This window comes from Candidatus Methanocrinis alkalitolerans (assembly GCF_029167205.1).
Taxonomy (GTDB): Archaea; Halobacteriota; Methanosarcinia; order Methanotrichales; family Methanotrichaceae; genus Methanocrinis; species Methanocrinis alkalitolerans.
Map to the genome: position 1 here is coordinate 1 of NZ_JARFPL010000067.1, position 6314 is coordinate 6314.

Consider the following 6314-nt stretch of genomic DNA (forward strand, 5'->3'; position numbering starts at 1 on the left):
AAGAATCGCGATGAGGCAGCGATCTCGGTAGCAAGTACGGTGAGATTGGCTTGGTCAAAGAGGCTACAGCAAGTCAGTCTTGAAATCGGATCAAATCTAGATGACGCATAATTCGTGTGAAAAATGGGAATATTGTGTAGCTTAAACTCCTTAACCGATGACCCATGCAGTTTTATCCCGCCATAACTTGACAGTTTTAGACCGGCGTTGACACTCGATGCTCTTCAGAGCCACTACAAGATCAATCAACTCTACGTAGGAGGAGAGCAAGTTTAGAACCGATGATGCAAAGGCTTATGTACTCCTAGTAATCCTAATACAACGATAGTGGTGATCTGCAATGAAGGCTGTCTACTCTAATCTGGCTACTGGAATCTCATTCTGTTGTGCAAATGACGCCCGTTCTTAGCAAAATATTATGCAATTTCCTAAATTAAAGGGCCAATTATGATAAAATTCAATTATCGATCATTCTTCGATTCTGTACCTCTATCAGTATCAGCTATACTATTAATATTATTAATCCTCCTAAGTACGATCTCGTTTATTTCCCCAATCCATCGATGGGGAGATACATCTACATACTACATGCAGATACAGAGCATCGCGGAGGACCACGATATACAGTACCAGCCTAACGATATTGAAAGAGCATTAGAAACCAAATTTGCTGATTTGCCTGCAGGGTTATTTCTAATTAAAACTGAAGAAGGGAAATATTTTTACGGCAAGGAATATTCCTATGCACTATTTGCTGCCTTTTTCTATAAGCTATTTGGAAATAGCGGCATATTGCTATTCAATGCATTGATGTTCTATGTGATGATATTGGTGGGGTATCTACATATAAGAAAGGAGAATGACGATTTAAAGGCATTATTCACGTCAATTATATTCTTCTTTGCATCAACGGCATTTATTTATATTTTTTGGATACATGTGGAAATATACAACATGTTTTTAATAATGGTTAGCCTTTTTTTGTGGCATAAATATATTAGTGAGAACAACAACAAATACCTTATATTATCGTCATTTGTTATCGGAATTGCGGCAGTCGCCAAAATTCCTAATTTAATGCTATTTGCACCATTGATATTATATGAATTGTACAAACATAGATTTAAAAATTTTTCTCTTATGATTCTATCAATATCAATCGTTGTATTCATATTTTATGGATATTTCTATTTAGAAACGGGAGCACCATCATTTTATGGTGGAAATAGGTTGTATTATAGCTCAAATTATCCATTTCTCAGCGGATATGATGACGTAAATGAAGCGGGACATCTCGGATTTAGTGTGACTGAAGGACAGATCGCTGTTTTGCTCAATACGAATAATTTAAAAATAATTCCATATAATCTGTATTATTACTTCTTCGGCAGATTTACAGGAGTTACTTGGTACTATCCATTTGCTATATTCGCATTAATATCAAGTCTAATTGTATTTAGGAGGATCGATACTGTTAATTCCGATCCTAAAAGAAGTCTAATATTAATAGGTATTGTTTTATACATATTATTCTTCGTGATATTGGTAGGAAATAATTATTTAGGCGGAACACACGCTGTGGGGAATAGATATTTCTATGTATATCCAGCTTTTTTATTTTTGCTTGGCTCGATTAAATCTAAAATATTGATCCCATTTCTATTCCTTGCGATATTAACAGTAGCTCCGATCATAGCTGATCCCATAGAGAACTCTAGACGTCCAGATTTGCATACATTTAATATACCATACACGTATTTTCCTATTGAATATAGTCAGCTAGTTAATCTGCCACTTTGGGCTCATGCTCAACAAGGTGAGATTTACGAGATATATGCATTGGGATCCGACAGAAATTATATTGATTATCTAGTTAGGACCAAATTAAAAGTCGATTCTTTTGATCTTTTATTATGGTCATATTATGATGATAACCAAATTAAAATAACTGCGAATAACTATGCAGATCAGACAATCTTAGATAAATATGACGTCAAAATGCTAACTGTTGATAGTATCACCCCTGAATACAGCGATAAACGAGGTTTTATTTATAAAATTTCCATTGAATCAACTAAGGACGCTGATACGAAATTTATCGATAAGAGATCCTTGACATCTAGTACAAAACTTCTCTATGCGTCCGGATGGCACAGCATCGAAAATTGGGCAGAAACTATAACAAGATGGATGGAAAATAATGCGACTTTAATCGCATATTCTGGTGAGAACCGGTCAGCTGAACTGGATCTTCAAGTTCTGAGTTATCGACAAGGTCCCAGAACACTAGAGATATACTTAAATGGACATCTATGGATGCTGCAATCTAATCTCCCATCTACCAATTTTGTAGAGATAAAGGCGCCACCAATTTACATGAATAAAGGCTTCAATATCATAACATTTTTCGTCCCTGAAGGATGCGTAAGTCCACATGAAGCTACGGCAGGGAACAGTCCGGATCTCCGATGTCTCAGTCTCGCATTTCAGGACATCAGATTGATACGAGACATCTTGATCATATGCGAGGAATTCCCAGCAGCTACTCTCGCCGGCGGCTGGCACGGCCTCGAAGACTCGGGCGGCACCCCTGCCCGATGGATGGAGAACGACGCCGTCTTCATTATCGAGGTCGAAGAGACCCGCCCGGCAGAGCTGAGCTTCACGGTCCTCAGCTATAACCGTCCGAGGACCCTGGAGGTATACGATTCGAGTGATCGTCTCATCGGAGATGCGACCGTTTCCCCGAGCTTCGCCAGAGTTGAAATGCCGATCCATCTGGAAGAGGGAGCAAATTCCTTCAGGCTCCATGTTCCAGAAGGCTGCGAGAGCCCGCGCGAAGTAACTGGCGGAGAGAGCCCCGATGACAGGTGTTTGAGCCTGAGAATTAAGGAGATAAAGATAAGTTAATCTGTTTTTATATTATATTACTTATTCGTTTTGAAAGATGACTAATTATTTCTGTATCTTCTTCTTTTACGCCCATGTCAGCCAGTTCCTTGGAGACCTTGTTTAGGATGTACTCTCTTCCATCTAACACATTTTTTATAAATATATAAAATTCCCTTGCGATCTTTTGAGGGTCGTGCTCTTCCTGAACGTATTCTCTGGCGTTCTTGCCTATCTGCTTCCTGAGACGCTCATCGGAGGCTAGAAGCCTCATATATTCGAGCAAGACATCCTCTTCGTAAGAGTCCACATCGACCTTCAAGCAGCATTTATCTGGTATCTCGGAGAACCAGCCGACATTTGAGACGATTACCGGCTTTTCTGCCGCCATCAGCTGCAAAACGCTCCTGCTGGTCTCGCCTGCCGTGGGGTATCTCAGATTTATGCAAAAATCAGAGATTGCTAGATAGTCTAAAACGTCCTTGTGTGCTGCATATCCAGTTGCTATGACAGAATCCTGCAATTCTAGATTCGATATCAACCGAGAGACTCCCATTGAATCTCGTCCAACTAAAAGGAAAACAGCATTAGGATACTGTGTTAAAAATATTTTAAAAGATCTAAGTATAACATCGAATCTTTTATGGGGAAAAATAAAACCAAAACTGGCCATTATTGGCCACCTTCCCTCCAGTTTAAACTTTTTTTTAATTTTTTGAATAAAAGCATATTCATTGTATTGAAAATTATTTGATATGTTGAAGGGCTGATTTATTTTTACCACAATTGCAGAATCGCACTCATCCAATACTTTATTCACTCCATAATTACTGTGGCAAACCACTCCCAGGCTATTATCAATCACTCTTTTTATTAAAGGATATCTATATTCTAATCCATGGATTTTCGTCCAAATATCAGCTTTGATAGCTTTACTTGCGGTTTCTCTGCCTAATTCTCCATAACAATACTCAAATTCTTCAATATATCTTTCTCCATCTCCTTTCAATAGGGTGAAATGTCCTAAAAAACCGTGTAAGTATATATCGTGAAGTATAGTTATTCCTGGGTTTACAATGAGCGAGTCGTAAATGAATTTATGATATGAATTGTTCCCCATATTGTAAATAATAGTTTTATATTCGGCCTTTGTTTTTAAAAAGTTTTTATATAAATAAATATTAAAATTATTAAATATATACGTGTTCTGAGGCGTTACATTTTCATCAATGAAAATATCTAAATCTATATATTTGTTTAAATACGGAAGTACCTCTTTTTCTGAATAATCTGAAATTCCAGTTTTTTGTGGACTTATGGGGGTGAAGTATGCAACTCTCATTCCACATTCTCCAGAAGATTCATCACAACATTATCCCATGATAGGTTCATGGATTTGATTTTGTCGTATCCTTTTTCACCCATATTTTTACTTAATTCGTTCTCATAGATGAAGTCGATCCTTTCTGCGATTTGTTTGGGGTCGGGCTCTAGAACGAAGCCGTTCACATTATCTTCTACAAATTCTAGGGGTCCTCCAGAGTCAATACAAGTAATAACCGGTTTTTTTGATAGAAATGATTCTAATGTTATGTACCCCAAATCCTCATCTCTTGGAACATATGGAATACAAAATGAATTTGCATATAAATTTAATAATTTTTCTTCAGATACACGTCCCAAAAAATCAATTCTGTCGTCAACGTTATGTGTTCTAGCTAACTTTACATAATTATCTGCCATCTTACCTGAGCCAGCTATTTTAAGTCTAATATTACTTTCTACATATTTCATGCTCTCAATAATCAGGTCCTGTCTTTTTAGAGGATCAAGTCTGCTAGGATAGAATATATAATCATCATAATTTTCACAGTAATATTTTCCCAGTAACGGTGGAGGATGATACAATGTCTCTCCTGCGATGCCGTTGTATCTCCAAAGCCTGTCTGCCACATTCTGTGATATTGTATATAGTTGTTTTGATTCTTTTAGGCATTTATTATCCATGTATTTGATCTTCTTCCTTACAATCTCGCCTGCTTTTCCTTTATTCTGCATATCGTCAAATTCGGTGTACGCAAGATCATAGGCAACCCTATGCTGATGTAGGAGCCAGACTATTTTATTTGGATGTTTGACAAGATAAGTTGGGAATTTTGTTGCTATAACACAATCGATTTTTACACCATCGCTCTCAGATAGATCCAACAATCTCCAAGCCAATGAATTGTTAATGATCTCCTCTGGTGGATACCACTTGAAAGGTATCTTAATATATTCCACATCGTAATTCCTTTTAATTAATTCATTGTATAAATTATCACAGAGGTATTCTGCCCCGCCTCCTAATTCGAATGGTATTTGCACTGCACACAATGCGATCCTCATATACAATCATTCTCCTATTCTATATTTATTTCTTACCAATAATAGCATAATCCATAGCTCCGTAAAGGGCATTGTTTATCAAATCGATGTTATTATCATGGACTTCTGCTACTGTCTTTGCAGATTCTTCTGTAACCTTCCTTGCTTCGATATTCTTAAGCCTCGCTGCATCCGAAACAGGCGAAGAAAACCTCGCTTCAACCTCCCTGAACCCCATCACCCCGAGCAGAAACCTCAGCGTCTCCGGATGGACCGGCCTCACGTGGGTCAGATCGATATAGAAGTTGGCCAGGGACGTGAAGGAGAGCGGGTTCACCGTCTCCACGACTATGTAATGGCCGTACTTCATCTTCTTGTAGCAGAGCCCCAGCATCTTCACCATGTAGTCGGGCCGGAGGTGCTCGACGACCTGATCGAGGAAGACCCCGTCGAGGCTTTTGTCTTCGAGCCCTTCGAGGTAGGCTATGGCGTCGATCCTCTCGACGTCCAGGCCCCGAGACCTGCAGTAAGCCACCATGTCCTCGTTTATATCGATACCGCGCCCGCCGATCCCTGCGTCCCGGAGAAGCTCCAGGAACTCGCCCCTCCCGCAGCCGATGTCCAGGACGTTCTTCGACCCCTCGAAGTACCGGACGAAGGCCGACTGTCTCTCCTTTATCGTCTCCCTCGACCCCCTGAAGGCCTCCTCGAAGACGAAGTAGTTCATCCCGTCGTGGTCCGAGAGATCGGAGGAGAGGGGGACATCCTCGAAGCCCTTCATCCTTCCTTCCAGGATCGAGGCGAGCCAGGCCATATTCTTTATCTCCAGGTCCATCGCCGATATGACGGCGTTCGCCTCTCCTCTGACCCGCTCCTCGATCTTAGAATCGAGACCGGAAAGTTCAGTGGCCATCTGCGACCTCATCTCGGTGACCTTCGAGCCGATCCTCTCGTCGATGGACCCGTCGAGGCCTGAGATCTCCGAGGAGATCTGCGACCTCATCTCGGCGACCTTCGAGCCGATCCTCTCGTCGATGGACCCGTCGAGGCCTGAGATC

At 40.3% G+C, this 6314-nt stretch carries 4 protein-coding genes; 1 reads left to right on the top strand and 3 read right to left on the bottom strand.

The window, feature by feature from the left end; translation table 11 throughout:
* Positions 1-588: 588 nt before the first annotated feature.
* The gene (locus P0O24_RS12165) at positions 589-2910 is read left to right on the top strand and encodes an ArnT family glycosyltransferase (protein ID WP_316970025.1); all 2322 of its coding nucleotides are present in this window, start codon (positions 589-591) and stop codon (positions 2908-2910) included.
* A 7-nt stretch (positions 2911-2917) separates the two neighbouring features.
* Here P0O24_RS12165 and P0O24_RS12170 read toward each other — a convergent pair whose 3' ends face one another.
* From P0O24_RS12170 to P0O24_RS12180, 3 genes are all read right to left on the bottom strand, one after another.
* Positions 2918-4231: a glycosyltransferase family 4 protein gene (locus tag P0O24_RS12170; RefSeq protein WP_316970026.1), complete on the bottom strand. Its 1314-nt coding sequence runs from the start codon at positions 4229-4231 to the stop codon at positions 2918-2920.
* Positions 4228-5277 carry a glycosyltransferase family 4 protein gene (locus P0O24_RS12175; protein ID WP_316970027.1) on the bottom strand — a complete coding sequence of 350 codons (1050 nt, stop codon included), beginning with the start codon at positions 5275-5277 and terminating at the stop codon, positions 4228-4230. The genes P0O24_RS12170 and P0O24_RS12175 overlap by 4 nt, the downstream gene beginning before the upstream one ends.
* A gap of 25 nt (positions 5278-5302) precedes the next feature.
* Positions 5303-6314 (bottom strand): class I SAM-dependent methyltransferase (locus tag P0O24_RS12180; RefSeq protein WP_316970028.1); only part of this gene is annotated, 1012 nt, incomplete at its 5' end.